Below are 23,737 nucleotides of genomic sequence, written 5' to 3'. Positions count from 1 at the left end.
CCCCCGGGGATCCCTGGGGGGTCGTGGCGTGTCAGCGGCTCAGCGGGCGGCGGGCAGGCCGGCGAAGAACGCGATGACGTCCGCGGCCAGCAGGTCAGGCGCCTCCAAGGCGGCGAAGTGGCCGCCGCGGGGCATGTCGGTCCAGCGGACGAGGTTCGCGGCCTGCTCGACCCGCTCTCTCGGCTGGATCGGCAACTCGTACGGGAACGCGGCGACGCCGACCGGGACCTCGATGCGGCGTCGTGGGGAGAGCACCAGCGGGTCCGCCGCGCTCTCCTTGTACATCCGCATCGACGAGGTGATGGTCTGGCTGAACCAGTACACGCTGAGATTCGTCAGGATCTCGTCGAGCCCCACGGGGACCGCTCCGCCCGTCGCGCTCCGATCGGTCCAGGCATGGAACTTCTCGACGATCCACGCGGCCATGCCCACCGGCGAGTCGGCGAGCGCGTAACCGAGGGTCTGCGGGCGGGTCGCGTGCATGTGCGAGTAGCCGCCCTCCTCGCGCGCCCAGGCCTCCCGGCGGGCGTCGTAGCGGGGCCCGGGGCCGTCCGGCGGCTCCTCCGTACCGCCCTCGAACCTGAACGACGGGAAGTTGAGGTGGACGCCGATGACGGCACCGGGTTCACGCAGGCTCATGCGCATGGCTACGCCGGCGCCGATGTCCCCGCCCTGGACGGCGTACCGGGAGTGGCCGAGCCCCTCCATCAGGGTGTGGAACAACCGGGCGGTCACCTCGGGGGACGTGCCCGGGGCGGTGGGGCGCGCGGAGTAGCCGAACCCGGGCAGCGAGGGGATCACCACGTCGAGCACGAGCCCGCGCGACGCCGCGGCCGCCGTGAGGGACGGTACGGCCGAGAGCATCTCCACGAACGAGCCTGGCCATCCGTGGAGCAGGAGCAGTGGCAGCCGTGCGTGGCCGGGGGTCTCCGGAGCGCCCACGATGTGGACGAAATGGAGCCGGTGACCCTCGACGTCCGCCATGAACTGGGGAATCTCGTTGAGTTCCGCCGCCTTGCGGTGCCAGTCGAAACGCGCCCACTCCTCGACGACGTGACGGAGGTAGGACCCGTCCACACCCCAGCCCCAGGCCGCATCGTTGATCTCGTCCGGCCAGCGGACCCGTCCGAGCCGGGTACGCAGGTCGTCGACCGCCTCGTCGTTCACCGGGATTTGCCAAGGTTTCCTGGAAAGGGAAGTCGCCAATGTGATCTCACTCCATTCAATGCCGTAATGCCAGGCGGCGGACGGGCTGACGGCTGGTGCCGACACCGTACGGGTCCATGCGGTCCGATCAGTGTGGCTGCGGCGTTCGGTGCCGGGAAGTGGTCTCCGTGTCCCCATCCGCCGGTGGGCGGCTTCCCGGTGTCGAGGAGGGCGGGATGCTCTCGGGTGGCTGTTCGGAGGGCGGCTGGACGGGCGGTGTGGCGGCCGAGGGCTGCGGTGTGGCGGTCGTCGTCGGGGCGTCCGGGGACGCGGGCGTGGCCGAAGGGGTGGCGGTCGTACCGGGTGTCGGGGTGGTGTGGGTGCTGGTCGCCGATGGTGTGGTCGAGGCGGACGGTGATCGGGTGGCCGACGGGGTCGGGGTCGCCGGGTAGAGCTGCCGGTGTGTGGCGGGCTCGGTGCGCCGGGCCTTGGGGGCGTGCTGCCTGGCCGGCTCGGCCTGTCGGCCGGTCGTGCCGTTCCCCTGGTCGGCCACCGTCCGGCCGGCGAGGACCTGGTAGATCTGGATGCTGCCGAAGCTGCTCGTGAGCACCAGCGCCACGGCCGCCCCCACGCGCAGCCAGCCCATACGGGCGCGCGATGCGGCGGGCGGCTGCGTGGCGGGTGCCGCGTCCGCCGTCAGCGACGCGTCACCCGCCGGCAACGGATCCGCCGTCAGTGACGCGTCCGCCGGCGTGAAGTCGACAGGCGTGGAGTCGGCCGGCGTGGAGTCGGCCGGCGTGGAATCGGCCGGCGTGGAGTCGGCCGGGCGCCCGCGCCAGCTTGGCGCAGGGTCAGCCGGGCGCCCGCGCCAGGCCGTCGCAGGATCGGCCGGGCGCCCGCGCCGGCCCGGCGCAGGGTCGGCGGCACGCTCGCACCAGGCCGTCGCGGAGTCGGCCGGGCGTCTGCGCCGGCCGGTCGTGGTGTGCTGCTTGACCTTGTCGCCGGTACGCCGGAGGTAGTGGGTGTAGATGTCGGTGCCCACCGTGGTGGCCACGCTCATCACGGCCGCGCCGATCATCGTGCCAGCCACCCCGAGGTACGAGGCGGCTATCGCGGCGGTGAATGCGGCCAGGGCGCCGCCGACGATCTTCGCGACATTGAGCCGCGCACGGTGTGCCCTTCTGCGTTCTTCGGTGGTTGTGGTCGTGCTGCCGGTGGTGGTGGTCGGGGTCTGGTGCCTGCCGGTCATGCTTGCGCTGGCCAGCCTTCCTCATGATCGGGCGCGTGGGCGCCCCCAGGCATGTCGGTGATGCGCGCGCCAGTATCAGAGGTGATCCAGAATCGGGGCCGGACCGCGACTCCCGCACAGGGTGATGGATGGCGCGCCGCTCATGGCCGTGACGGCCACGCGGTAATTCCAGGGGCGCAGGTGAAAGCAGGGCCACGATGGCATATCGCGGCAATTGCCGTCAGCCTCGACGCGCCGTGCCTGCCTTCTCCTGGTCCAGACGTTGCCATCTCGGGAAATATCACCTCTATGAGGGACGGCGCTCGGCGAAGGCCGTGTCTCCGCCGAAGCGGGAGCGCAGGCGTACGTCGTAGTAGTCGGCGGCCTCCGCCAGCCAGTCGCAGGAGTTGGCCAGCTCGGCACTGGTCAGCGTCTGGGCGAGCAGCTCCGTGGCGGCGAACACGGTGCCGTCGCGCCAGAAGACGCGCAGGAAGCTGAGCCGCCCGTTCAGCTCGTTGAGCTCCGCCAGCAGCCCGTGCGACTGGTCGATCCCGCGCAGGAGGGGCGAGAACACGCGTACGACGGGTGGCGTGGCCTCCACGAGGCGGACGTAGACCACCGCCGTACCGGATCGGATGGCGACGGGCTCGGCGGAGATGTCGGCGGTGAGGGGTTGCCCATCGAGGTACCCGGAGATGAGCCGGTTGATCCTGGCCCGGAGGAGTGCGTGATTCGGCACGGTTCGACGCTACACCCGCCTCACCCGGGCGTGCCGGGCCGCCCGGGCGGCAGGAATCCCCGCCGCCGGGCCTCCTTGACCCACCGGTGCGCGGTGGTGATCGGGACGTCGCGGAGCTCGGCCAGCTCGGCCGCGGGACGTGCGGACACCTGGGCGAGCTCGTGATAGGTGTCGGCGATCTCCCGGTAGAAGTCGTCCGGACGGCCGCGCTTGCGGACCGGCGCCGGCCGGGGAACGGCGCGGTCGGGAGCGGTCATCTCCCAGCCCTCACCGTCGAGCGAGGGCAGCTCGGTCTGGCGGAGGCGGCTCACGGTCACCGGTGTGATCACGTCGTCGACGGCGGTGAGTTGCGCGTTGGCGGCGACCTCGATGCGCCCCACGGGGATCGACCGCAGCAGCCCGGCCGTCGGCGCGCCGTCGATGCGCAGCCCGGTGAGCACCAGGCGGCCACCGGCGGCCACGGCGATCTGGACGAGCACGGTGCTGGAAAGCGGTGGCTCCTGTCGCCACTCGTACCAGTCCTCCCCGACGGGGAAGAGCCGCCCACCTCGCATCCCGCAAGTGTAACGACGCGCTGGGAGCATCCAGATGTATTGCGCGCATCTAGACGTCTAAGTACGCTTATCTCGACCTAGGGTCCCGCCACGAAGGAGCGTCAATGATCGACATCGTCGAGCGGTACGACATCCCCGAGCAGCACTTCTGGCTGCGCGGCCCGCGATCGGGCGCGCCCGTCGAGTTCGACGCGCAAACCGGCATATGGAACGTCTACGGCTTCCCGGAACTGCAGGAGCTGCTCGGCGACCCGGCGACGTTCTCCTCCAACACCATGCGCGTCGTCCCCAAGAGCATGCTGGCGGAGATGGAGGACTTCTCGCTGGAGGGCTTCATCACCCAGATCGACCCGCCGGAGCACGGCAAGCTGCGCAAGCTGGTCACCAGCGCCTTCACCCGCAGGGTCGTCGCGGACCTGGAGCCGCGGATCGCCGCCGTCACCCACGAGCTGCTCGACGCGGCGCGCGACCGCGGCCGGTTCGAGCTGGTGACCGACCTGGCCTACCCGCTCCCCGTCATCGTCATCGCCGAGCTGCTGGGGGTCCCGGCGAGCGATCGTGCCCTGTTCAAGCGGTGGGCCGACGCGCTGTTCCAGCGCGACACCAAGATCTCGTTCAACGAGACCGCCGAGCGGCAGGACATCGACCTCCAGGCCACGCTGAAGCCGTGGAACGAGATGAGCGCCTACCTCGCCGGCCACGCCGCCGAGCGCCGGCGGCGGCCGCGCGCGGACCTGCTCACGAGGCTGGTCGAGGCCGAGGTGGACGGTGAACGCCTGCCCGCCGAGCAGGTGGTCAACTTCGCGATCGTGCTCCTGCTCGCCGGGCACGTGACCACCACCATGCTGCTCGGCAACACGGTGCTGTGCCTGGACGCCTTCCCCGCGCAGCAGGACGATCTGCGGGCCGACCGCGCCCGGATCCCGGCCGCGATCGAGGAATCGCTGCGGTTCCTCACCCCGTTCGCCGCCCTCGGCCGGGCCACCACCCGCGACGTCGATCTCGGCGGCGTGACGATCCCCGCCGACCGGGTGGTCATGGCCTGGCTCGGGGCGGCCAACAGGGATCCCCGCCAGTTCCCCGACCCAGACGTCTTCGACCCCACTCGCGACCCCAACCCGCATCTCGGCTTCGGCCGCGGCATCCACTTCTGCCTGGGCGCGCCCCTGGCCCGGCTGGAGGGACGGGTCGCGCTGAACATCCTGCTCGACCGGTTCGACCCGCTGCGCACCGATCCGGAGGACAAGGTGGAGTTCATCCCCACGCCGACCATGACCGGAGTCCGCCGCCTCCCGCTGGGCTGACCTCCGGGAGGTTGGCACTCGGGGCTATGGACAACGTGCCGCATACGTGATCTGACGGAGTAAGAGCGCCGACGATCAGGAACAGGAGCACCTGGAAATGAGCGATACGCCGCGACTTCACTCCGCCGGGACCACCCTGCTGGACCGCGCCCGCGAGCTGCGCCCGCTGATCGAGGGGGAGGCGGCCGAGGCCGAGAAGCTGGGCAGGCTCACCACCCCCGTCGTGGACGCCCTGCACGAGGCGGGACTTTTCGGCCTCTGGGTGCCCGAGGCGCTCGGCGGTGCCGAATCGTCCCCCAGGGAACTGCTCGCCGTCTTCGAACAGCTCTCGTACGCCGACCCCTCGACGGGCTGGGTGGTCATGGCCACCAACCTGGAGAACGGCACCGCCGGCGCGTACCTGGGTGACGAGGCCGTCGACCAGATGTTCAAGGGCCCCCGGATGCCGCTGATCGCGGGCCAGGGCACGCGGGCGGGCATCGCCGTACGCGAGAACGGCGGTTTCCGCCTGAGCGGGCAGTGGGGCTTCGCCTCGGGCATGTACCACTCCCAGTACGCCCACAGCCTGGGCGCCATCGAGGGCACCGACGAGGTACGGATCTTCATCACCCCTGTCGAGGACGTCAAGATGCTCGGCAACTGGGACGTCCTGGGCCTGCGGGCGACGGGCAGCATCGACTACTCGATCGACGGCGCCTTCGTACCGGAGCCGTACACGCACGTCTTCGACCTGGCCGAGCCGCTGCGCGGCGGCGCGATCTACCGGCTCGGCCTGCTCGACCAGGCGCTGATCTGCCACACCGGCTGGGCGCTCGGCGTCGGCCGGCGGCTGCTCGACGAGCTGGCCCGCTACGCGGCGGCGCGGACCGGGCGGCCGGGCCAGATCGCCGACACCGACGCCTTCCACGCCGACTTCGCCCGGGCCGAGGCGAAGTTCCGCGCGGCGAAGGCCCTGGTGCGCGAGACGTGGAAGGACACGGAACGCACCCTGGACTCGGGCGGGACGCTCGACGTACGCCAGGAGAGCATGATGCGGCTCACGCTCAACCACCTCACTGCGATGCTCGCCGAGGTGGCCAGGTTCGTGTACGCGTCGGGCGGCACCTCGGCGCTGCGCGACGGGCTGATCCAGCGGCTGTTCAGGGACGTGCACGCCGGCACCCAGCACATCCTGGCAGGACCGCAGATGCTCCAGGAGTGCGGCCGCGAGCTGGCCGGCCTGGCGCAGGGCCAGTCGTGGGCGATCACCACCCTGGAGGGTCCATGACCGATGAGTTCTCCGGGCGGCGGAGGTCCAATGTCCGACACGTGACCTCGGAGGAAGGTTGAACCCGCCATGACGACCGCCACCCACTTCCTGGAGCGTCCCGGCGTGCGGCTGCGCTACGAGGTACGCGGCTCGGGGCCGCTGCTGCTGCTGGTCGGCGCGCCGATGGCCGCGGCCCACTTCGTGCCGCTGGCCGAGGCGCTGGCGGCCGACCACACGGTCGTCACGCACGACCCCCGGGGCATCTCGGGCAGCGTCCTGGACGACCCCACGCAGGACTCCACCCCCGAGCTGCGCGCCGACGACGTCGCCGCCATCCTCGACGCGATGGGGGCGGAGTCCGCCGACCTGTTCGGCAGCAGCGGCGGCGCGGTGACGGGGCTGGCCCTGGTCGCGCGGCACCCCGGCCGGGTGCGTACGCTCGTCGCGCACGAGCCACCCTCGGTGGAGCTGCTGCCCGACGCCGCCGAGCAGCGGGCCGCGGTGGACGACATGATCGAGACCTTCCACCGAGCGGGGCTTGAGGCGGCCTTCGCGAAGTTCATGGGGAACGCGGGGTTCGGCGAGGGTGACGAGGGTGCTCCCGCCGGGCCGCCCGGAGAGCCGTCGGAGCAGGACCTGCTCGACGGCGCCCGGTTCTTCGCCCACGAGCTGCGCGGCACGACCCGCTTCGTGCCCGACATCGCCGCGCTGAAGGCCGGTCCAGCCCGGGTCGTCATCGGGGTCGGGGTGGAGTCGGGACAGCTGGTCACCCACCGGACCTCCGTGACGCTGGCCGAGCTGCTTGGCACGGTGCCGGCGGAGTTCCCCGGGGATCACGGCGGGTTCATGGGGCAGCCCGAGGAGTTCGCGGAGGTGCTGCGGAAGGTCCTCGCCGGCGGGTGAGCCCGAAGGTCGTCGGGCGACGCGAAGGCCGCCCGACGACGCCGCCCCAGTGCCGCCCCCGGGTGCCGCCTCAGTGCCGCCTCAGTGCCGCCTCAGTGCCACATCCTGGCGACCCGGGCCGCCGCGGCGCGGCCCTGGGCGTAGCCGGCCTCGGCGCTGGGCGTGCGGACCTCCGGCGCGAGCGGGTTGTCGCCGAACGCGCCCAGCGAGACCGCGTCCGGCTCGATCACCTCGACCGTGCCCTTCAGCCGCGTCCAGGACGGCTCCCCCAGCTCGGGCATGGGGGCCAGCACCAGCACGCGGTCGAACCCGGCCGCGAGGTCGGCGTTCGTGCTCGTACGCACCCCGCCGTCCATGTAGCGCGCCCCGTCGATGGTCACGCACGGCCACACGCCCGGGACCGCGCAGCTCGCCGCGACCGCGTCCACCAGCCCCACTCCCGAGCCGGGTCCGAACAGGCGTGGCTCGCCGGTGCGGGCGTCCACGGCCACGATCACCAGGTCCCGGGCGGGCCACTCGTGCACGGGCAGCCGGGCCTCGATCACCGCGCGCCGCCTGGCCTCGCTGACCGTGGACGCGGCCAGCGCCATCGCGCCGACCTCGCGCCGCTTCACGACGGGATCGAGCGGGCCCTCGTTGATCTGCAGGAGCATGGCCCACAGCTCGTCCATCGGCACCCCGCTGGGCAGCTCGGGAGTCTGCAGCGCGGGGTCGGCCTGCCGGGCCAGCAGGTCGGGCAGCGGCAGGCCGCTGGTGATCTGGGCGGCCACGGTGGAGCCCGCCGACGTGCCGATGATCCGGTCGGCGCCGGTGACGTCCACGCCACCGTCCGCGAGCGCGGCCAGCACGCCCGTCTCCCAGGCGATCCCGGCGACTCCCCCGCCGCCCAGCACCAGTGCCCGCACGCTCTCGCTCATCAGCCCTCCACGTCGCCGCGACCTCTGCTCTCACGATCCCACCGAGGACGGGCCGATGGTGCGTTGCCTGTGGGTCCCAAGTGACTTCCAAGAGATCGTTCCTAGATTTCTCGTCGCGAGTCCATGAGCGCCGCCGCACGGGCGGCCGGAAGGAATGACGAATGTCGAAGATCTTGATTGACGACCTGCCCTTCGAGGGTGCCGAACTTACGGACGCCGAGCTGGGCGCGGTGTCCGGCAGCGCCCGGAAGGAGTGGCAGGCCAGCGCCTGGACGCTCAACGACGTGCCCTACGAGTGGTGGCTGATCTAACGGGCGACCCGGCCGGGGTGAGCCGACAGGGCCCGCCCCGGCCTTTTTTTGGAGTGGGCAGTGATTCTGATCATGAGCGAGCGCGGCGACGGGGCCGCCGAGCGGGTGCTGGCCGCGCTGCGGCGGCGCGGCGCCCACCTGGTGGGCTCCGGCGACGCGGCGGGCCGGTGGCCCGTGTTGTGGTGGGACAACGGCGACTTCCCCGGGCGCAGCCGGATCACCGCCGCGTTCGCGGGGGGCGAGCGGCGGCTGCTGCTGGACACCGGCACCGAGCTGGTCGACCTGTCGCGGGTGACCGCGGTCTGGCGCAGCCGCCCCAGCGGGCCCCGCGCGGACGCGGTGGGCGACGCCACCCAGCGGGCGCACGCGGAGCTGCAGGCCGAGGTGCTGCTCGACGGCGTGTGGAGCCTGCTGGACGCCCGATGGCTGCCCGGGCGCCGCGCGGACGAGCTGCGCGCGCACAACAAGGTCTTCCACCTCGCGCGGGCGATCGAACTCGGCTTCACCGTGCCCGACACCACCTACACGAACGATCCCGAACGCCTGGCCACCGCCTTCGACGCGGCCGGGGGACGGCTGGTGGCCAAGCAGATCGCCGCCGAGCGGTTCGAGGTGGACGGGGCGCCGCACCGGGCGTACACGACCGTGATCAACCGCCGCCACCTCACCTCCCGGCACCGGCTCCGGCACGAGCCGGTCATCCTCCAGCCGTACGTGGACAAGGCCGTCGAGCTGCGGGTGATCGTCGTCGGGGAGCGGGTGCTCGCGGCGGAGATCGACGCCTCCGACTCTCCGTCGGCGCATGAGGACTGGCGGCACTACGACAACGACCGCGTCAGGTACGGGCCGCACCGGCTGCCCGCCGAGGTGGCCCGGCGCTGCGCCCGGCTGGTCGCCGCCGTCGGCCTCACCTACGCCGCCCTGGACCTCATCGTCACGCCCGGCGGCGAGTACGTGTTCCTGGAGCTGAACTCCAACGGCGCGTGGGGGTTCGTCGAACTCTGGGCCGGGCTGCCCGTCAGCGACGCGATAGCGGCCTGGCTCATGGACGGAGAAGAACGTTGACCCGATTCGCCGACGCCCTGGAGTCGGGAACCGAGCTGCTGCGCTCGCTGCCGCGCCGCCGCGCCGGCGTGCCCGACGCGCGCCGGGCCGCCGACGCGTACGCCCGGCGGTATCCGGACGTGCGGGCCCAGCTGATCGTGGATCTGCGGCCCGGCACCCAGGTCGTGGACTACGACCTGGTCCTTGAGCATCCCGGCGGCGGCACGGTGGCGCTGACGGCGCCGCCGGAGGACGGGGTGCCGTTCCTGGTCGACCACTCCACGCACTGGGCGGCCGGGCACCTGGTCAGCGTGGACGACGTGGACCTGTCGGTGTCCCAGGCGCTGACCATGCTGCGGTCGTTGTCGCGCGGGGGCGCCTCGCCGTACCAGGAGATCGTGGACCAGTGCCTGCTGGCCGCGGCGGTGGACGAGGAGGCGCCGGTGGACCCGGCGGATCTGCAGGCCACGGCGGACGAGTTCCGGCGGGGGCGGGGGTTGCACGACCGGGCCGCGACGCTGGCCTGGATGGCGGCGGCGGGCATGTCGGGGGAGCGGTTCGAGACGTACATCGCGGGGGTCGCCCGGCGGCGGCGGTTCCGGCTGGACAAGGAGGCGGAGCTGGCGGGCGCGCATCTGGCCGCCCATCGGGCGGACTTCGCCAGGGTGCGGGCGGTCTGGGCGACCGGGCCGGAGAAGGTGGACCTGGACGGGGAGCCCTCGTCGTACGGGGAGGCGGTGGTGACCGTCGGCACCCGGTGGGAGGGCGAGCTGCCCGAGGCGCTGCGCGGCGCACCGGTCGGCCGGGTGGTCGGGCCCGAGGAGTTGCCCGGGGGCGGGTTCCTGACCGGGCGCGTGCTGTCCAGGAGCCCGGCCGAGGCGGACGCGGAGACGCTGGCCGCCGCGGGGCGGGCGGCGTTCGCCGGCTGGCTGGCCGGACGCCGCGCCGCGGCCCGGGTCGAGTGGCACTGGTCATGACCGGGCGCAGGCGGATCTACCGGGAGGAGGCGCTGCGCGGGCGGGAGCGGGCGCGTACCGGGGCGCGGATGCCGCTGGTGATCAGCGGGCCGTCGTTCCTCGCGCTGTGGATCGCGGTGGCGATCGTGCTCGCGGCCGGGATCGCGGTGGTCGTGCCGGCGCTGGGGGCGCTGCGATGATGCGCCGCGTCCCGGTCCTGCTGCAGAACACCGACACCGAGTGCGGCGCGGCCTGCCTGGCCATGGTGCTGTGCCACCACGGCCACCGCACCACCCTGCACCAGGTCTCCGACCGGCTCCAGGTCGGCCGGGACGGGCTGACGGCGAAGGCCGTCGTGGACGGCGCCCGCGAGCACGGGCTCAAGGCGCGGGCCTTCTCCCTGGCGCCGGAGGACCTGGCGCGCGTGCCGCTGCCGGCGGTCGCGCACTGGGAGTTCGGCCACTTCCTGGTCGTCGAGCGCTGGTCGCCCGACCGGGTGGACGTCGTGGACCCGGCGCAGGGGCGGCGCCGGCTCACCGCCGAGGAGTTCGGCGCGGGCTTCACCGGCGTGCTGCTGGTGTTCGAGCCCGGTGAGGGGTTCCAGCGCGGGTCGTCGTCGATGGCGAGCGCGTGGCGGCGGGAGTTCGTCCGGACGTTGTTCCGGCGGCGCAGGGGGCTGCTGGCGCAGATCGTGGCCGCCTCGCTGCTGTTGCAGCTGCTCGGGCTGGCGCTGCCGCTGTTCTCCGGGCTGCTCGTGGACACGATCGTCCCGTCGCGCGGGGCCGAGGTGCTGTCGCTGCTGGGCATCGCGGTGCTGCTGGCGGGGGCGGCCCAGTTCGTGATCGGGTATCTGCGGGCGGCGCTGCTGGTCGCGGTGCGGGCCAGGGCCGACCAGGAGCTCACCGAGGGGGTGGTCGGTCATCTGGTGGCGCTGCCGTACCGGTATTTCACCCGGCGCGGCAAGGGCGACCTGATGACGCGGGCCGCCAGCGTGTCCCTGCTCGGCGACATCCTCACCGGGCAGGTCGTCGCGGCGCTGCTGGACGGGCCGCTCGCCGTGGGCTACCTCGTGCTGGTTTACCTCTGGGACCCCGTCTTCGGGCTGGCGCTGACCGGGGTGGCCGCGGTGCAGACGGTCCTGCTGCTGGGCACCACGCGCCGGATCGCCTCGCTCACCCAGCAGGAGCTGACCGCGCTGTCCGCCTCGCAGAGCAGCCTCATCCAGACGATCAGCGGGATCGAGACGCTGAAGGCGTCGGGGGCCGAGCGGCGGGCCGTGGAGCAGTGGTCGGCGCACTTCACCAGGCAGCTCAACGCCGACGTGCGGAGCGGGCTCACCAGGGGGCTGCTGGAGGCGGCGCTGTCGGCGATCCGGGTGATGGCGCCGCTCGGGCTGCTGTGGCTGGGCGCCTGGCGGGTGCTGGACGGGCAGCTCACGCTGGGCACGCTGATCGCGCTCAACGCCGTCGCGCTCGGCGCGCTGACCCCGCTGGGCTCGCTGATGACGGGACTGCAGAGCCTGCAGCAGGCGGGCGCGCACTTCGACCGCCTGTCGGACATCCTGGCCTCCGAACCGGAGCCGAGCGACGGCATCGAGGTGCTGCGGCTGCGCGGCGCGGTCGAGTTGCGCGACGTGAGCTTCCGCCACGACCCCCGGGGGCCGTGGACGGTGCGGAACGTCTCGGTCGCCATCCGGCCGGGGCAGAAGGTCGCGCTGGTGGGGGCGTCCGGCTCGGGCAAGAGCACGCTCGCCCGCCTGCTGCTCGCGCTGCACACCCCCGTCGAGGGCGAGATCAGGTACGACGGCGTCCCGGCTGCCGAGCTGAACCTGCGTACGCTGCGCCGCCAGTTCGGCGTGGTCACCCAGGACCCCTCGCTGTTCAACGGCTCGATCAGGGACAACATCGCGCTGAACGACCCCGGCGCCTCCCTGGACCGGGTGGTCTTCGCGGCCCGGCTGGCGGCCCTGCACGAGGAGATCATGGCGATGCCCATGGGGTACGAGACGATGCTCACCGACGGCGGCGGCCTGTCCGGCGGCCAGCGGCAGCGCCTCGCCCTGGCCCGCGCGGTGCTGTCGCGGCCCAAGGTCCTGCTGCTGGACGAGGCCACCAGCAACCTCGACAGCGCCACCGAGGCGGTCATCGAGGCCAACCTCGGCGCGCTCGTGCAGACCAGGATCGTGATCGCCCACCGGCTGAGCACGGTCAGGGACGCCGACCTGATCCTGGTGGTGGACTCGGGCCGGATCGTGCAGCGCGGCACCCATGACGAGCTGATGGCCGGAGGCGGCGCGTACGCCGAGCTCGTCGCCGCCCAGACCGTGCTCAGAGCGGGCTGATCAGAGGCCGAGCCGCACGGTGACCGTCACCGAGGCGCCCTCCAGACCGGCCGTCCGCCCGAACCTGAGCGTGCCGCCGGCCAGGAGGGCGTCGCCGTCCAGCACCTCCGCCACCGGCCGGGCCCAGGTCACGGCCAGCTCGTCGAGGTCGCACCGGGGGTCGGCGACGGTCAGCGTGGCGGTCCCGCCGGGCCGCTCGCGGACCAGGACCGCGCACGGGGCGGAGGCGGTCAGGTCGCCGGCCGTCCCCGCGGTCCAGAAGCAGGCCGCCGTGAGTCCCAGCGCGGGCACGTGGACGGCCTGCAGGCGTGCGGTGTTGGCCAGCACCCGCACCCGGCCGGGATCGGCGGCGCGGGCCCGCGTCTCCTCGCGGCTCGCGCCGGGCAGCAGGACGTAGGAGTAGCCCGCCGAGCGCGGATCGACCCCGTGCTCCAGCCAGAGCGTCACGTAGTCGCGGGTCACCCCGCCGCCGGTCCGGCTCTCCCTGAGCGTGCGCAGGGCCTGCCCGCCGGGCACCAGGTAGCCGCCGTGGCCCTCGACGTGCGCCCAGCCCGCCCCCACGGTGAGCTCCGCCCCGGTCCTGCGGTTGTCCACGACCGTCTCGACGGCCGCGCCGTCCCCGCCGGTGATGCCCGCGCCCAGGCAGACCACCGCGTCGTCCAGGAAGAACCACGACTTGAACGCCTCCATCGTGCTCTCCAGGCCGCTCAGGTGCTGGCCGACGGCCGCGTACGTGCCGTCGGTCGCGCCGCCCACCCAGCGCCACGGCGTGCGGGTGTCGCCCCAGGCCGCGCCCGCCCCGTCGGGCAGCCGCCGGGTCGAGACCGTCGTGCCCGGCAGCCGGTAGGGGTCCACGGTCGGCCAGAAGGAGTCGGAGTAGTGGTCGCCGTGGCCCTCGGCCCACCAGTAGAGCATTCCCGAGCCGGTGTGCCAGCCGCGCAGGTTCTCGCCGTTGCCGTGCTCGTAGTGGCCGATCCGGTGCGAGGCCATGCTGAGCGCCGCGCACCAGCCCGGACCGCGGTGCACGGCCCTGGCGCTCATCGGCAGCAGCCGGTGCCCGAGCGGCTCGGCCGCCGCGGGCACGGCGTCGTCGTCCATGATCGCCGCCAGGCGGGTGTGGAAGGCGGGCCCCGCCTGCGCCGGCATCGACCGGTACGTGCCGCGCGCCGCCCACCCCTTGACCATGGCGTGCCAGCGCGCCCGCTGGACCGGCGGGGCGCTCTCCCCCAGCAGCAGCACCGCGGCGGCGATCTCCCGCCCGCGCTCGTGGTCGCCGAAGGGCCGCCGGCCGATCCCCCTGCCGCGTACGAGGTCCATGCAGGCCCCGTCGCGGACGAAGGGCGCGAACGACCGCTCGACCAGGTCGAAGACGCTCCGGTCCGCGATCTCCCACGGCGAACCGCGCAGCACCGCGTACAGCGTGGCCAGCCCCGACAGCAGCGTCACCCCGTAGGCCCCCTGGTAGGGCACGTAGGAGTGCTGGATGAACGACCCGTCCCGGTAGAAACCGTCGCCCTCGGAGACCGTCGGGAACACCGGCGACAGCGCCGACACCGCCAGCGCGGCCTTGCCGTGGTCGTCGTCGAGCATGGCCCGCAGCAGCGTCACCACGCACAGGTCCACGCGGTTGGCGGCGGTGCTGTTGCCGCCGTAGCGGCCGAGACGGTTCTCCGGCACGAAGTGGTCGACGGCCTCCGCCAGGGCCGCGCTCCGGCTCCCGCCGAGGTCCGTCAGCACGGCGGCGTCGAGCAGCGCCTTCGGCACGCCGATCTCCCAGTGCCACCAGTTGCCCGGCGCGCCGGCGCCGGCCGGGTAGACGTGCCGCCGGTAGTGGTCCACGCCCTCGGCGACGGCCTCGGCGAGACCCGCGTCGCCGGTCACCCCGGTCCCCTCCAGCGCGTATGCCTGTGCCATGGTGCGTAACCGCCGCGGCGTGGCCACGAACGACGGGAACGCCTGGTCGGGCCAGAGCGAGGCGGGCCGGGGCGCCATGGTGTCGCGGTAGCGGGCGGCGGCCCGGCCCAGCGCGAGGTGCGGCGCCGCCGCGGGGCCGGGCGCGGGCCCCGCCGTCACTTCCCGCCAGCGGCGGCGCAGCAGCACGAAGGTGTCGTCGGGCGTGTACGCCGCCCGCGCGGGGGCCAGCGCCCCGACGGTCCCGGCCGCGGCCACGCCGCCGAGCCGGAGGAACGATCGCCTGGATGGCCGGCGCACGCCTCGATTATCACGTACGCCCGTCACCCACGGCGCAGGCCCGTGAACCAGTCGAGCACCTGTGGCAGCGAGCGGGACGCCGAGGTCATGTGATCGACGTCGCCGACATCGGTGAGCGACGCCTTGACCCCGCTCACCCGCAGGTCGCGCAGGCAGAGTCGGGAGTTGGCGATCGCCACGTCCTTGTCGCCGCGCCCGGCGAACAGCCGTACCGGCACGCCGGCCCGCCAGCCCGCGCAGGTGGCGTCGTTGGCCTCCGTCGCCCGCAGCACCGCCCCGGACGGCTTGGCGATCCGCTCCAGGTACGCGGCGGTGACCAGGTCGCGCGGCGTGGCGGGCAGCCCGGCCGCGATCTGGTCGAAGCTGTGGTGGCCGTCGAACAACTTCTCCACCCCCGGGTCGCGGAACACCTCCGACGGAGAGTCGTAGAAGTGGTGCAGCCGGTTCATCGAGACCGTCCAGTAGGCCAGGTAGAACGTCGCGCTGTGCGGGTCGAGGCGGCCGGCGAGCAACGCGGGGAGCTCGGCCCTGCGCACGTGGTACGGCCCCGCGATCGGCGCCGCCGCCCGCAGCCGGTACTCCGGGTCGTCACGCAGCGACTTGCCCAGTGCCATGGCCGCGTGCCCGCCCTGGGAGAAGCCGGTGACCAGCACGTCGCCGCTCAGCGTCCGTCCCTGCCGCCGGGCCAGCTCCCCCGCGGCCCGCAGCAGGTCGGCGGAGGCCGACGCCTCGGTGGCCGCGTCCATGTACGGGTGGAAGCCGGGCCCCGTGCCCAGACCGAGGTAGTCGGGCGCCACCCCGGCGAACCCCGCGGCGGCGAACATCAGCGGCACCGCCCGCCCGTCCCCGTCCGCCACCGACCCGGCGCCCGCCTTGGTGGGCAGCGTGCCGTGCCCGTAGCTGACCGTCCACAGCCCCTTCCTGGACCTGGCGGGCAGCGCGACGACGCCGCTGGCCGTGGTCGGCGTCCCGTCCACCCCGATGGTGCGGTAGACGACGGCGTACAGGTCGGCGCCCTGCGGCCGGGCGGGCACGGGGAACTTCGCGCCGGTCAGGTAGGCGGTGACCTGCTCGGCCGATAACCGGGCCAGCAGGTTCGCCGAGACGATCGAGCCCCTGTCGTCGATCGTCACGGTGTGCGCGGCGGGAGCGCCGGTCGCCGCCAGCGCCGCCGGGGCGGTCGCGGTGGCCAGCACGAGCCCGGCGCAGGCCAGGGCGAGCAGCCGGGTCTTCATGGAAGTCTTCATGGCTCGAAACGCTACGAATTCCGGCGCTCGGCCCCCAGCCTGTGCTCCGCCCAACCGCCGGTAGTGCCTGCCCCACCGTCAGACGGGCAGCACGGCCCCCGCCCGCTTGATGGTCCTGATGATCGGCCCGGTCTCGATGTGCCGGATCGCGGGCAGCGCGCCCAGGCTGTCGGTCAGGTAGCGGTAGAGCTCCGCGTCGTCACGGCACACGATGCTGGCCGTCAGGTTGGTCGGCCCGGTCGTCGCGCCGGCGAACGCCACCTCCGGATGCCCGGCCAGCGCCCGCCCGGTCGCGTCGAGCTCGGCCGGCGGCACCGACATCCACAGCTGTGCCTCCACCCGGTAACCGAGCAGCGTGGGCAGCACGTCCATGTCGAAGAAGAGCGCGCCCGCGGAGCAGAGCTGCTCCATGCGCCGCTTGACCGTCGACTCCGACCAGCCCGTCACCGCCGCCAGGTCCGCGTAGCCGGTCCGGCCGTCCACCGAGAGCGCGTCCAGCAGCGCCTGGTCGCCGGAGCCGAGCACGACCCGCTCGCCCTCGCCCCGCCGCCGGTAGAGCCGCGCGCCCGCCAGGTGCGCCACCTGGTCCGGTGAGAGCGCGGCCAGGCCCGCCCAGCCGATCCGCCCGCCCACGAACAGGTGCAGGGTCCGGTGCGCCGACACCGACAGCACCCGGTTGGTCCGGGCCAGCTTGTGCAGCAGCAACGACTCGCGCTCCCGCGGCGTGCGCTGCAGCGTGCCGCAGGAGATCTCCGTGCCGCCGGACAGCAGGTGCACCCAGAACGTGTCGGGCCGCCTCCCGAGGGCCTCGGCGATCGCCGGCGCGGCGTCGGGGGTGCAGCGCAGCCTGATCGCCCACGACTCGTAGCCGAGCCGCCGCCCGTCCACGACGCCGACCACCCGCATCATGCCGCTGGAGCGCAGCCGCCGGTAGCGGCGGGCCACTCGCTGGTCGGACACCCCGAGCACCTCGCCGATACGGCTGAACGGGGCCCGCCCGTCCACCTGCAGCGCGTGCAGCAGTCCCCGATCCACCTCGTCCAGCTCGATGTTTTCCACCACCACAGGCTATGCCGTACGGAAATCCACCAGAATCCGGGCTTCGACTGGTGAATATCCGCCGTCAGGCCCGACCGTGGTCGCCATGACTCGAACGTACGCACCCGAGACCGGGACCGTCCCCTGGTCACCCCTGGTGGCCGCCTGCCTGGGCGCGTTCATGCTCCTCGTGGACGTGACCATCGTCATGGTCGCCCTGCCCGGCATCACCACCGACCTGGGCATGTCCTTCACCGGCGGGCAGTGGCTGCTGGACGGCTACGCGCTGGCCCTGGCCGCCCTGCTGCTGGCCGCCGGGTCGTTCGCCGACCACACGGGCCGGCGCAAGGTGTACCTGGCGGCGCTGGCGGTCTTCGCGCTGGCCTCGCTCGCCTGCGGCCTGGCGCCCAACGGCGGCCTGCTGCTGGCCGCCCGCGTGCTGCAGGGCGCCGCCGCCGCGGCCATGATGGCCACGACCCTCGCCCTCATCAGCGCCACCTACCACGGCAGGCAGCGCGGCATCGCGTTCGGCGTGTGGGGCGGCGTGAACGGGGCCGCCGCGGCCGTCGCTCCCGTGCTCGGCGGCCTGCTCACCGAGCACCTGCACTGGCGGGCCATCTTCCTGGTGAACCTGCCCCTCAGCCTGGTCGCCGCCTGGCTGACCCTGCGCGGTGTCGAGGAGTCGCGCCTGCCCGGCGGGGCCCGGCTCGACCGGGCCGGGATGGTCACGTTCACGGTGGCGGCGGGCGCGCTCACGTACGGGCTCATCGAGGCCGGCCAGCACGGCTGGGCGGCGGGTCAGACGCTGGTGCCGCTGGCCGTGGCGGCGGTGGCGCTCGCGGCCTTCCTCGTCGCGGAGACGCGCGGCGCGAACCCCATGCTGGACCTGAGGTTGTTCGCCGGGCGGTCGTTCAGCGGCATCATGGCGGGGGCCGCGCTGCTCATGCCGGCCGCGTTCGCCTGCCTGGCCTTCACCTCGATCTGGCTGCAGCAGGATCTGCGGCTCGGCCCCGTGATGGCCGGGCTGGCGCTGTCGCCGATGGCCGCCTCCTCCCTCGTGGTCTCCGTGGCCTCGGCCCGCCTGCTCCCCCGGCTGTCCCCGCGCGGCGCCGTCGGCGGCGGGCTGCTGCTGATCGGCGCGGGCGCGTTCCTGCAGGGCCTGCTCGGGGCGCACTCCGCCTGGACCGCGCTGGTGCCCGGCCTGGTCGTCACCGGCGTGGGCGTCGGCCTGGCCGTCCCGGCGCTCAGCTCGGCCGCCATGGCGTACGCGCCGCCCCAGCGCGCGGGCATGGCCGCGGGCACCGTCAACACGGTCAGGCAACTCGGGTACGCGCTCGGCATCGCCGGGCTCGGCATCCTGTACCAGGACGGCCCTGAGCAGGGCATGGCCGCGTACGCCGCGCTCAACGACGTCTACCGGGCCAGTGCGGTCACCGGGATCGTGGCGGGCCTGCTGGTCCTGGTGGCCGTCACCCCGAGGGGACGCCCGGCGGCGCCGCGCGCGTGACCTGGCGGGGCAGCTCGACCACCACGCCGTGGTGCCGGTCGGAGACGCCGACCACGCCGTCGCGGATGTCGAGCCAGGAGATGGAGGACAGCGGCGACAAACCTAGACGCCGGCTCTGATCGGCACCACGTTGCCGGGCGTGCCCTGGCGCGGCAGCGCGAACCACGTGGCCTTCCCGACCAGGTCGGGCTGGGTGACGTAGCGCTGGGGGTGGCAGCCGTAGAAGCCGTCGGAGAGCCTGGCTATGATGCGCAGCCCGCGCCCGTGCTCGGCCGCCAGGTCGGGAGGCGCCGGGGCGGGCAGCAGCGGGCTGCTGTCGACCACCACGCACATGATCTCTTTCGCGTCCACGTGAAGACCGAGTTCGTACGGGCTGTCACCGTACATGAGGGCATTGGTGATCAATTCGCTCACCATGAGGACGGCGTCGTCCACGAGTTCGGAAGAAAGGGCGAGTTCCGACAATTCCGCGCGAATGATGGCTCGTGCGTGACGGACTGTCCGTGCGTCCTCGCGCAGCGGCCACGCGTACTGCTTCCGGCTCCGGTGAGTCGATCGCAGCCTGCTCATGGCTTCTCTCTCCTGGGCTGAGGGGCAGCGAATGCGCATTTCGCTCAACAAGAGGACCTACCTATGGGTTGACGTACACCGCTGTCGAAACGTGTACGTACGGGAAGGCGTTTTGGGTCGATTTTTCGGCGAGAAATCATCATTCTTTTGCCAGCCGCTCGAAACGGCAGCACCGGGCCGGGTACGGACACCCGCATGAGCAGTCCTGACGAGAACGCACCCAAGACCGACTCCAAGCCCCGCCAAGACGCCGCCCGCAGACCGGCCGAGCGCGGCCCGCGGCCCGCACCGCCCAAGCCCGCCGGGCGCATGGCGCTGGAGCAGGCGCTGTCGGAGGCGGGCAAGGACCTCGAAGACCTCACCAGGGGGTCAACATGAAGCTGCACGACACGCGTCCCGTCGCCGACGCGCTGAACAGTCTCGACTTCCCGGCCGACAAGGAGAGCATCGTGGCGCACGCCCGCTCCCACGGGGCCGTCGAGGTCGCGGAGCGGGCCCTGCGGTCACTGCCGCTCGGCGACTACGCGAGCATGGCGGAGGTGCTGCGCTCGGTGCCCGTCGACCCGGCGCCGGACCGTACCGTGAACGAGCGCGTCCAGCAGCACCGCCGGCAGGGCCGCAGGGCGGGGCTGGCCGAGAGCATGCGCCCGTCCCGGCCCAAGCCCATAGACGAGGTGTGACCTCCTGGGCCGTCCGAGCGACGACGGCCTGGGAGGTCGGAAGAGCGGGCGGCCGGTCAGGGCCGCCCCCATCAGCGCCACCGGTTCAGGGCCGCCCCGTCAGGGCGGGCGGTGGGGCCGCCCCCATCAGCGCCGCCGGTCAGGAGCAGTCGATCATCAGCGCCGCCGGTCAGGGACGGCCGATGCCGGCGCCGATCTCCTCGATCAGCGCGTCCACCCTCCTGGCCAGCGCCACGTCCAGCGCCGTGACCGCCCCGACCGACACCGTGCGCACCAGGATGGCCAGCCCGTCGGCGGTGTCGTGGAGCTGCGGCTGCCGGCCGTAGGTGACCTTGAGCCGGTCGAGCGCGCGCCGGACCGCGCGCAGGTTCTCCCGCGGCAGCGCGATGACCCGGCGCAGCCCGGACCGGTCGCCGCTCCACATCGGCAGCGAGCGCAGCGCCGAGTCGATCTCGGACGAAGTCAGCGGGGCGCTGTGCCCCTTGGGGCCGGTGATGCCGCCACCGCTCTCGGGCGGCGCGAAGAGCCCTCGTACCTGCTCGGGGATGTGCAGCCGGGCCACGAGCTCGGGGTCCTGCTCGGCCAGCGCCGCGAGCACGGCCTGCGCCCTGATCCTGGCCTGCTCGGGCGGGCGGCGGCCGAGCAGGGCGGCCTGCCGGACGAAGCCCTCCTCCGTGCCGTCGTTGCCCGGGCGGTCCATGGGGAAGTCGTTGGTCAGCTCGGGCGGCAGCGCGTCGATGAGCTCACGCCGGTCCTCCTCGTCCAGCGTGCGGGCCAGCGTGGTCAGCGTGGCCTCGGCGGCCGCCCTGGCCGGTCCGGACCCCAGACCCGTCATGCGGCCGATCGAAGCCAGCAGCTCCTGGTATTCCATGGTGTCCCCCGATCCGGCGTTCAGGCTCCTCGTTCCCAGGTCAGGGCCCTCGACACCTGGACCCGCGGCTACAGCAGGGACCACACGACGGCCGGGGTCAGGGGCACGTCGGTGACCCTGCCGGCGGCCTCCGGGAGGGCGGCGGCGACCGCGTTGGCGATGGCCGCGGGCGGGCCGATCGTGCCGGACTCCCCGACGCCCTTCATGCCGCCCGGCGTGACCGGCGAGGGCGTCTCCATCAGCACGACCTCGATGTCGGGCACCTCCCGCGTGGTCGGCGGGTAGTAGTCGATGATCGGCTGGCCGTCGTCGGTGTAGACGATCTCCTCGGTCAGCGCCTCGCCGATCCCCTGGGCCACGCCGCCGCGGATCTGCCCCTCCACCACGGCCGGGTTGACCAGCACGCCGGAGTCGTTGACCACCCAGTAGCCCTCCACCTCGACGGCCCCGGTATCGGGATCGACGGCCACGGCCGCCGCGTGCGCCCCGTACGCGAACGTGTAGCCCGGCGGGTCGTAGCTCACCCGCTCCTCCAGGCCCGGGGCGACGCCCTCGGGCAGGTCCCAGCCGCGCCACGCGGACGTGGCCAGCTCCCGCAGCGTCACCGAGGCCCGCGGGTCGCCCTTCACCCGCACGGCCCCGTCGGCGATCTCCAGGTCGCCGGCCGCCGCCTCCAGCCGGTGCGCGGCGATGGCCAGCAGCTTGTCGCGCAGCCGCCCGGCGGCCCGGACGAGCGCCCCGCCGCCGAGCGGCAGCGAGCGGCTCGCGATCGACCCGACCGACGAGTACGGCGTCGCCGCCGTGTCGCCCAGCACCACCCGCACCCGCTCGATGGGCACCCCCACCCGGTCGGCCGCGAGCTGGGCCAGCGTCGTCTCGATGCCCTGCCCGATCGCGACCACCCCCGAGGACACGACCACCGACGCGTCCTGGTCCATGCGCAGGACCGCCGTCTCGTAGCCGCCCGCCGCCATGCCGATGGCCTTCATGTCCATCGAGGGCCCCATGCCGGTCGACTCGACGTGGCAGGCGTAGCCCACGCCGCGCCGGCGCCCGTCGTCCTTGGTGACCGGCCGCACCAGGTCGCGCAGGGTGAGCAGGGCACGGGGGTAGTCGCCGGAGTCGTACGTCTGGTACACCCGCGTCGTGTACGGCAGCTCGTCCGGCCGCAACATGTTGCGCAGCCGCAGCTCGACCCGGTCGATCCCGAGCCTGCGCGCCGCCTCGTCGATCAGCCGCTCCCTGGTCAGGGTGCCCTCCGGCTGGCCGAAGCCGCGGTAGGAGCCGGTCGGGGTGGTCGTGGTGACGACACCGCGCACGCGCACCGCGAAGCGGTCGAACCGGTAGGGACCCGGCAGCAGCGTGGCCGTGACCGCGAACGTCGAGCCGCCGGAGTTCGAGGGGTGGGCGCCGAGATCGCCGAGCACGTCCACGTACATCGCCACGAACCGCCCGTCGCCGTCCAGCGCCAGCCGCGCCCGGTGCACCGCCTGCCGCGCCGGCAGCGTGGCGACCAGCCGGTCGCCCGGCGACTCCGTCCAGCTCACCGGGCGGCCAGAGCGCATCGCGGCCAGGCAGACGAGCGCCTCGTCGGGGTAGACGTGCTCCTTGGCGCCGAACCCGCCGCCGGTGTCGCGGCTGATCACGCGTACCCGGTCGTGGGTGAGCCCGAGCGCGTCCGCCAGGTGCTCGCGCACGTGGTGCGGGGCCTGAGAGGAGATGTGCACGGTCAGCTCCTCGTCGGCGTAGGCCGCCACCACCCCGCGCGGCTCCAGCGGGTACGGCGAGACCCGGCCCGTCCTGAACGTCATCTCGACGACGTGCTCGGCCCCCTCCACGGCGGCCAGGCAGTCGTCGTCCCCCATCGTGTAGTCGGAGATCAGGTTGCTGCCCAGGTCGGGGTAGAGCAGGGGGGCGTCGCCGGCCAGCGCCCGCTCGGCGCCGACGGTCGCGGGCAGCTCGTCCAGCTCCAGGTCGAGCACGTCGGCGGCGTCCCTGGCGGCCTGCGGCGTGCGGGCGACGACGAGGACGAGCGGCTGGCCGACGTACCTGATCGCCTCGTCCAGCACCGGGTAGGAGGTGAGGCTCTGGCCGGGCATCACGTTGACGCACGGCAGGCGGAGGCCGGCGGCCTCAGCGGGGGTGATGACGTCGAGCACCCCGTCGACGGCCCAGGCCGCCTTGGCGTCGCAGCCGATCAGCCGGCCGTGCGCGATAGGGCTGCGTACGACGTACGCGTTGGCCATGTCCGGCAGCCGGACCCCTCCGACGTACCTGCCCTTACCGATCAGCAGTCTGGCGTCTTCCCGTCGCGGCGTCCGCGCGCCGACATACGCGTCTCCCATGGCCTGATTGTGAGCGCCACCTGCCGGGCGGTCTATACGATCCGCGAGAAGGAGCACGTCAGCGGGGGTACTGATGCAGACTTTCCTGCCATATCCGGACTTTGCGGCCACAGCTGCGGTCCTCGACCCGCTGCGGCTGGGCAAGCAGCGGGTCGAGACCCTGCAGATCCTGCGCGCCCTCACCGTCCCCGGGTACGGCTGGCGCCACCATCCCGTCGTCAAGATGTGGGCTGGTTACGAGGAGGCGCTCGTACGCTACGGCCTGGAGATGTGCGGCCACTGGTGCTCCCTGGGCCGGGCCGACACCTGCGCCGCCACGATGACGGCGGACCTGGCCGCGCACCGGGGCACGGCCGGCGTGCGCCCGCAGGCCGAGCTGGCGGCGGCCGGCGAGCTGCCGCCCTGGCTGGGCGACGAGAAGCTGCACCTCAGCCACCGCTCGGCGCTCCTGCGCAAGGACCCGGGCTTCTACCGGCCGATCTTCGGCGACGAGCCGGACGACCTGGACTACGTCTGGCCGCGCTCCGACCGCCTCCCCGGCTGACCGCTCCCACCGCCTCCCCGGCTGACCGCGCC

General features: G+C 73.4%; 24 protein-coding genes. 12 read left to right on the top strand and 12 right to left on the bottom strand.

Features of this window, described 5'->3' with window-relative positions; translation table 11 throughout:
* Positions 1-39: 39 nt before the first annotated feature.
* From ACBJ59_RS14030 to ACBJ59_RS14015, 4 genes are all read right to left on the bottom strand, one after another.
* Positions 40-1,344, bottom strand: a complete 1,305-nt coding sequence (locus ACBJ59_RS14030) for an epoxide hydrolase family protein (protein ID WP_375110587.1) — start codon at positions 1,342-1,344, stop codon at positions 40-42.
* Positions 1,295-2,395, bottom strand: coding sequence for a hypothetical protein (locus ACBJ59_RS14025; protein WP_375110586.1), 1,101 nt, complete (start codon positions 2,393-2,395; stop codon positions 1,295-1,297). Before ACBJ59_RS14025 ends, ACBJ59_RS14030 begins: the two co-directional genes overlap by 50 nt.
* A 286-nt stretch (positions 2,396-2,681) precedes the next feature.
* The gene (locus ACBJ59_RS14020; protein WP_375110585.1) at positions 2,682-3,113 is read right to left on the bottom strand and encodes a YbjN domain-containing protein; all 432 of its coding nucleotides are present in this window, start codon (positions 3,111-3,113) and stop codon (positions 2,682-2,684) included.
* A 20-nt stretch (positions 3,114-3,133) separates the two neighbouring features.
* On the bottom strand, positions 3,134-3,667 hold the full coding sequence (locus ACBJ59_RS14015) for a hypothetical protein (protein ID WP_375110584.1): 534 nt from the start codon (positions 3,665-3,667) through the stop codon (positions 3,134-3,136).
* Positions 3,668-3,771: 104 nt separating this feature from the next.
* Here ACBJ59_RS14015 and ACBJ59_RS14010 point away from each other — a divergent pair, with 104 nt between their 5' ends.
* The 3 genes from ACBJ59_RS14010 (at position 3,772) to ACBJ59_RS14000 (ending at position 7,123) form a co-directional block, all read left to right on the top strand.
* Positions 3,772-4,971 (top strand): cytochrome P450, encoded by a 1,200-nt coding sequence (locus tag ACBJ59_RS14010; RefSeq protein WP_375110583.1) that lies wholly within the window; start codon positions 3,772-3,774, stop codon positions 4,969-4,971.
* A 97-nt stretch (positions 4,972-5,068) separates the two neighbouring features.
* Positions 5,069-6,238, top strand: a complete 1,170-nt coding sequence (locus ACBJ59_RS14005; RefSeq protein WP_375110582.1) for an acyl-CoA dehydrogenase family protein — start codon at positions 5,069-5,071, stop codon at positions 6,236-6,238.
* A 69-nt stretch (positions 6,239-6,307) separates the two neighbouring features.
* On the top strand, positions 6,308-7,123 hold the full coding sequence (locus ACBJ59_RS14000) for an alpha/beta hydrolase (protein ID WP_375110581.1): 816 nt from the start codon (positions 6,308-6,310) through the stop codon (positions 7,121-7,123).
* Between the two features lie 92 nt (positions 7,124-7,215).
* On the opposite strand, the gene ACBJ59_RS13995 is transcribed toward ACBJ59_RS14000, so the two are convergent.
* Positions 7,216-8,040, bottom strand: coding sequence for a patatin-like phospholipase family protein (locus tag ACBJ59_RS13995; protein ID WP_375110580.1), 825 nt, complete (start codon positions 8,038-8,040; stop codon positions 7,216-7,218).
* A 161-nt stretch (positions 8,041-8,201) separates the two neighbouring features.
* On the opposite strand from ACBJ59_RS13995, the gene ACBJ59_RS13990 reads away from it, so the two are divergent.
* From ACBJ59_RS13990 to ACBJ59_RS13970, 5 genes are read left to right on the top strand one after another with little or no spacing between them, the layout of a single operon-like run.
* Positions 8,202-8,351: a putative ATP-grasp target RiPP gene (locus ACBJ59_RS13990; RefSeq protein WP_375110579.1), complete on the top strand. Its 150-nt coding sequence runs from the start codon at positions 8,202-8,204 to the stop codon at positions 8,349-8,351.
* A 60-nt stretch (positions 8,352-8,411) separates the two neighbouring features.
* Positions 8,412-9,416 (top strand): hypothetical protein, encoded by a 1,005-nt coding sequence (locus ACBJ59_RS13985; protein ID WP_375110578.1) that lies wholly within the window; start codon positions 8,412-8,414, stop codon positions 9,414-9,416.
* A complete protein-coding gene (locus ACBJ59_RS13980; RefSeq protein WP_375110576.1) occupies positions 9,413-10,372 on the top strand; it encodes a TIGR04500 family putative peptide maturation system protein in 960 nt (319 codons plus the stop codon). The genes ACBJ59_RS13985 and ACBJ59_RS13980 overlap by 4 nt, the downstream gene beginning before the upstream one ends.
* Positions 10,369-10,551, top strand: coding sequence for a hypothetical protein (locus ACBJ59_RS13975; protein WP_375110575.1), 183 nt, complete (start codon positions 10,369-10,371; stop codon positions 10,549-10,551). Before ACBJ59_RS13980 ends, ACBJ59_RS13975 begins: the two co-directional genes overlap by 4 nt.
* The gene (locus tag ACBJ59_RS13970; RefSeq protein ID WP_375110574.1) at positions 10,548-12,692 is read left to right on the top strand and encodes a peptidase domain-containing ABC transporter; all 2,145 of its coding nucleotides are present in this window, start codon (positions 10,548-10,550) and stop codon (positions 12,690-12,692) included. Before ACBJ59_RS13975 ends, ACBJ59_RS13970 begins: the two co-directional genes overlap by 4 nt.
* On the opposite strand, the gene ACBJ59_RS13965 is transcribed toward ACBJ59_RS13970, so the two are convergent.
* The 3 genes from ACBJ59_RS13965 to ACBJ59_RS13955 form a co-directional block, all read right to left on the bottom strand.
* Positions 12,693-14,903, bottom strand: coding sequence for a polysaccharide lyase 8 family protein (locus ACBJ59_RS13965; protein ID WP_375110573.1), 2,211 nt, complete (start codon positions 14,901-14,903; stop codon positions 12,693-12,695).
* Positions 14,904-14,926: 23 nt separating this feature from the next.
* On the bottom strand, positions 14,927-16,150 hold the full coding sequence (locus ACBJ59_RS13960; RefSeq protein ID WP_375110572.1) for a hypothetical protein: 1,224 nt from the start codon (positions 16,148-16,150) through the stop codon (positions 14,927-14,929).
* 78 nt (positions 16,151-16,228) lie between these two features.
* Complete coding sequence (locus ACBJ59_RS13955) at positions 16,229-17,209, bottom strand: Lrp/AsnC family transcriptional regulator (RefSeq protein ID WP_375110571.1); 981 nt, start codon at positions 17,207-17,209, stop codon at positions 16,229-16,231.
* A gap of 85 nt (positions 17,210-17,294) precedes the next feature.
* Here ACBJ59_RS13955 and ACBJ59_RS13950 point away from each other — a divergent pair, with 85 nt between their 5' ends.
* Positions 17,295-18,695: an MFS transporter gene (locus ACBJ59_RS13950; protein ID WP_375110570.1), complete on the top strand. Its 1,401-nt coding sequence runs from the start codon at positions 17,295-17,297 to the stop codon at positions 18,693-18,695.
* Here the strand turns inward: ACBJ59_RS13950 and ACBJ59_RS13945 are convergent.
* Together ACBJ59_RS13945 and ACBJ59_RS13940 are read right to left on the bottom strand one after the other, a co-directional pair.
* A complete protein-coding gene (locus ACBJ59_RS13945) occupies positions 18,658-18,795 on the bottom strand; it encodes a hypothetical protein (protein ID WP_375110569.1) in 138 nt (45 codons plus the stop codon). The genes ACBJ59_RS13950 and ACBJ59_RS13945 overlap by 38 nt on opposite strands.
* Before the next feature lie 2 nt (positions 18,796-18,797).
* Positions 18,798-19,265: an ATP-binding protein gene (locus tag ACBJ59_RS13940; protein ID WP_375110568.1), complete on the bottom strand. Its 468-nt coding sequence runs from the start codon at positions 19,263-19,265 to the stop codon at positions 18,798-18,800.
* A gap of 195 nt (positions 19,266-19,460) precedes the next feature.
* Between ACBJ59_RS13940 and ACBJ59_RS13935 the strand changes: the two genes are divergently transcribed.
* Together ACBJ59_RS13935 and ACBJ59_RS13930 are read left to right on the top strand one after the other, a co-directional pair.
* Positions 19,461-19,643 carry a hypothetical protein gene (locus ACBJ59_RS13935; protein WP_375110567.1) on the top strand — a complete coding sequence of 61 codons (183 nt, stop codon included), beginning with the start codon at positions 19,461-19,463 and terminating at the stop codon, positions 19,641-19,643.
* The gene (locus ACBJ59_RS13930) at positions 19,640-19,945 is read left to right on the top strand and encodes a DUF2795 domain-containing protein (RefSeq protein ID WP_375110565.1); all 306 of its coding nucleotides are present in this window, start codon (positions 19,640-19,642) and stop codon (positions 19,943-19,945) included. Before ACBJ59_RS13935 ends, ACBJ59_RS13930 begins: the two co-directional genes overlap by 4 nt.
* A 169-nt stretch (positions 19,946-20,114) precedes the next feature.
* On the opposite strand, the gene ACBJ59_RS13925 is transcribed toward ACBJ59_RS13930, so the two are convergent.
* Together ACBJ59_RS13925 and ACBJ59_RS13920 are read right to left on the bottom strand one after the other, a co-directional pair.
* Positions 20,115-20,816, bottom strand: coding sequence for a DUF2267 domain-containing protein (locus ACBJ59_RS13925; protein ID WP_375110564.1), 702 nt, complete (start codon positions 20,814-20,816; stop codon positions 20,115-20,117).
* A gap of 68 nt (positions 20,817-20,884) precedes the next feature.
* Positions 20,885-23,161, bottom strand: a complete 2,277-nt coding sequence (locus ACBJ59_RS13920; protein WP_375110563.1) for a xanthine dehydrogenase family protein molybdopterin-binding subunit — start codon at positions 23,159-23,161, stop codon at positions 20,885-20,887.
* Between the two features lie 73 nt (positions 23,162-23,234).
* Between ACBJ59_RS13920 and ACBJ59_RS13915 the strand changes: the two genes are divergently transcribed.
* The gene (locus tag ACBJ59_RS13915) at positions 23,235-23,705 is read left to right on the top strand and encodes an MSMEG_6728 family protein (protein ID WP_375110562.1); all 471 of its coding nucleotides are present in this window, start codon (positions 23,235-23,237) and stop codon (positions 23,703-23,705) included.
* The last annotated feature ends 32 nt before the right edge of the window (positions 23,706-23,737 follow it).

The sequence above is a fragment of the Nonomuraea sp. MTCD27 genome (assembly GCF_041950495.1).
GTDB lineage: Bacteria > Actinomycetota > Actinomycetes > Streptosporangiales > Streptosporangiaceae > Nonomuraea.
The sequence above is the reverse complement of the archived record's forward strand: the minus strand, read 5'-3'. Positions and strand labels throughout refer to the sequence as shown.

Excerpts from the sequence above, each read along its gene's own strand:
- ACBJ59_RS14030 (WP_375110587.1), bottom strand. The coding sequence starts at position 1,344 with ATGGGGACACGGAGACCACTTCCCGGCACCGAACGCCGCAGCCACACT.
- ACBJ59_RS14025 (WP_375110586.1), bottom strand. The coding sequence starts at position 2,395 with ATGACCGGCAGGCACCAGACCCCGACCACCACCACCGGCAGCACGACC.
- ACBJ59_RS14015 (WP_375110584.1), bottom strand. The coding sequence starts at position 3,667 with ATGCGAGGTGGGCGGCTCTTCCCCGTCGGGGAGGACTGGTACGAGTGG.
- ACBJ59_RS14010 (WP_375110583.1), top strand. The coding sequence starts at position 3,772 with ATGATCGACATCGTCGAGCGGTACGACATCCCCGAGCAGCACTTCTGG.
- ACBJ59_RS14005 (WP_375110582.1), top strand. The coding sequence starts at position 5,069 with ATGAGCGATACGCCGCGACTTCACTCCGCCGGGACCACCCTGCTGGAC.
- ACBJ59_RS14000 (WP_375110581.1), top strand. The coding sequence starts at position 6,308 with ATGACGACCGCCACCCACTTCCTGGAGCGTCCCGGCGTGCGGCTGCGC.
- ACBJ59_RS13995 (WP_375110580.1), bottom strand. The coding sequence starts at position 8,040 with ATGAGCGAGAGCGTGCGGGCACTGGTGCTGGGCGGCGGGGGAGTCGCC.
- ACBJ59_RS13990 (WP_375110579.1), top strand. The coding sequence starts at position 8,202 with ATGTCGAAGATCTTGATTGACGACCTGCCCTTCGAGGGTGCCGAACTT.
- ACBJ59_RS13975 (WP_375110575.1), top strand. The coding sequence starts at position 10,369 with ATGACCGGGCGCAGGCGGATCTACCGGGAGGAGGCGCTGCGCGGGCGG.
- ACBJ59_RS13970 (WP_375110574.1), top strand. The coding sequence starts at position 10,548 with ATGATGCGCCGCGTCCCGGTCCTGCTGCAGAACACCGACACCGAGTGC.
- ACBJ59_RS13960 (WP_375110572.1), bottom strand. The coding sequence starts at position 16,150 with ATGAAGACTTCCATGAAGACCCGGCTGCTCGCCCTGGCCTGCGCCGGG.
- ACBJ59_RS13950 (WP_375110570.1), top strand. The coding sequence starts at position 17,295 with ATGACTCGAACGTACGCACCCGAGACCGGGACCGTCCCCTGGTCACCC.
- ACBJ59_RS13940 (WP_375110568.1), bottom strand. The coding sequence starts at position 19,265 with ATGAGCAGGCTGCGATCGACTCACCGGAGCCGGAAGCAGTACGCGTGG.
- ACBJ59_RS13935 (WP_375110567.1), top strand. The coding sequence starts at position 19,461 with ATGAGCAGTCCTGACGAGAACGCACCCAAGACCGACTCCAAGCCCCGC.
- ACBJ59_RS13930 (WP_375110565.1), top strand. The coding sequence starts at position 19,640 with ATGAAGCTGCACGACACGCGTCCCGTCGCCGACGCGCTGAACAGTCTC.
- ACBJ59_RS13925 (WP_375110564.1), bottom strand. The coding sequence starts at position 20,816 with ATGGAATACCAGGAGCTGCTGGCTTCGATCGGCCGCATGACGGGTCTG.
- ACBJ59_RS13920 (WP_375110563.1), bottom strand. The coding sequence starts at position 23,161 with ATGGGAGACGCGTATGTCGGCGCGCGGACGCCGCGACGGGAAGACGCC.
- ACBJ59_RS13915 (WP_375110562.1), top strand. The coding sequence starts at position 23,235 with ATGCAGACTTTCCTGCCATATCCGGACTTTGCGGCCACAGCTGCGGTC.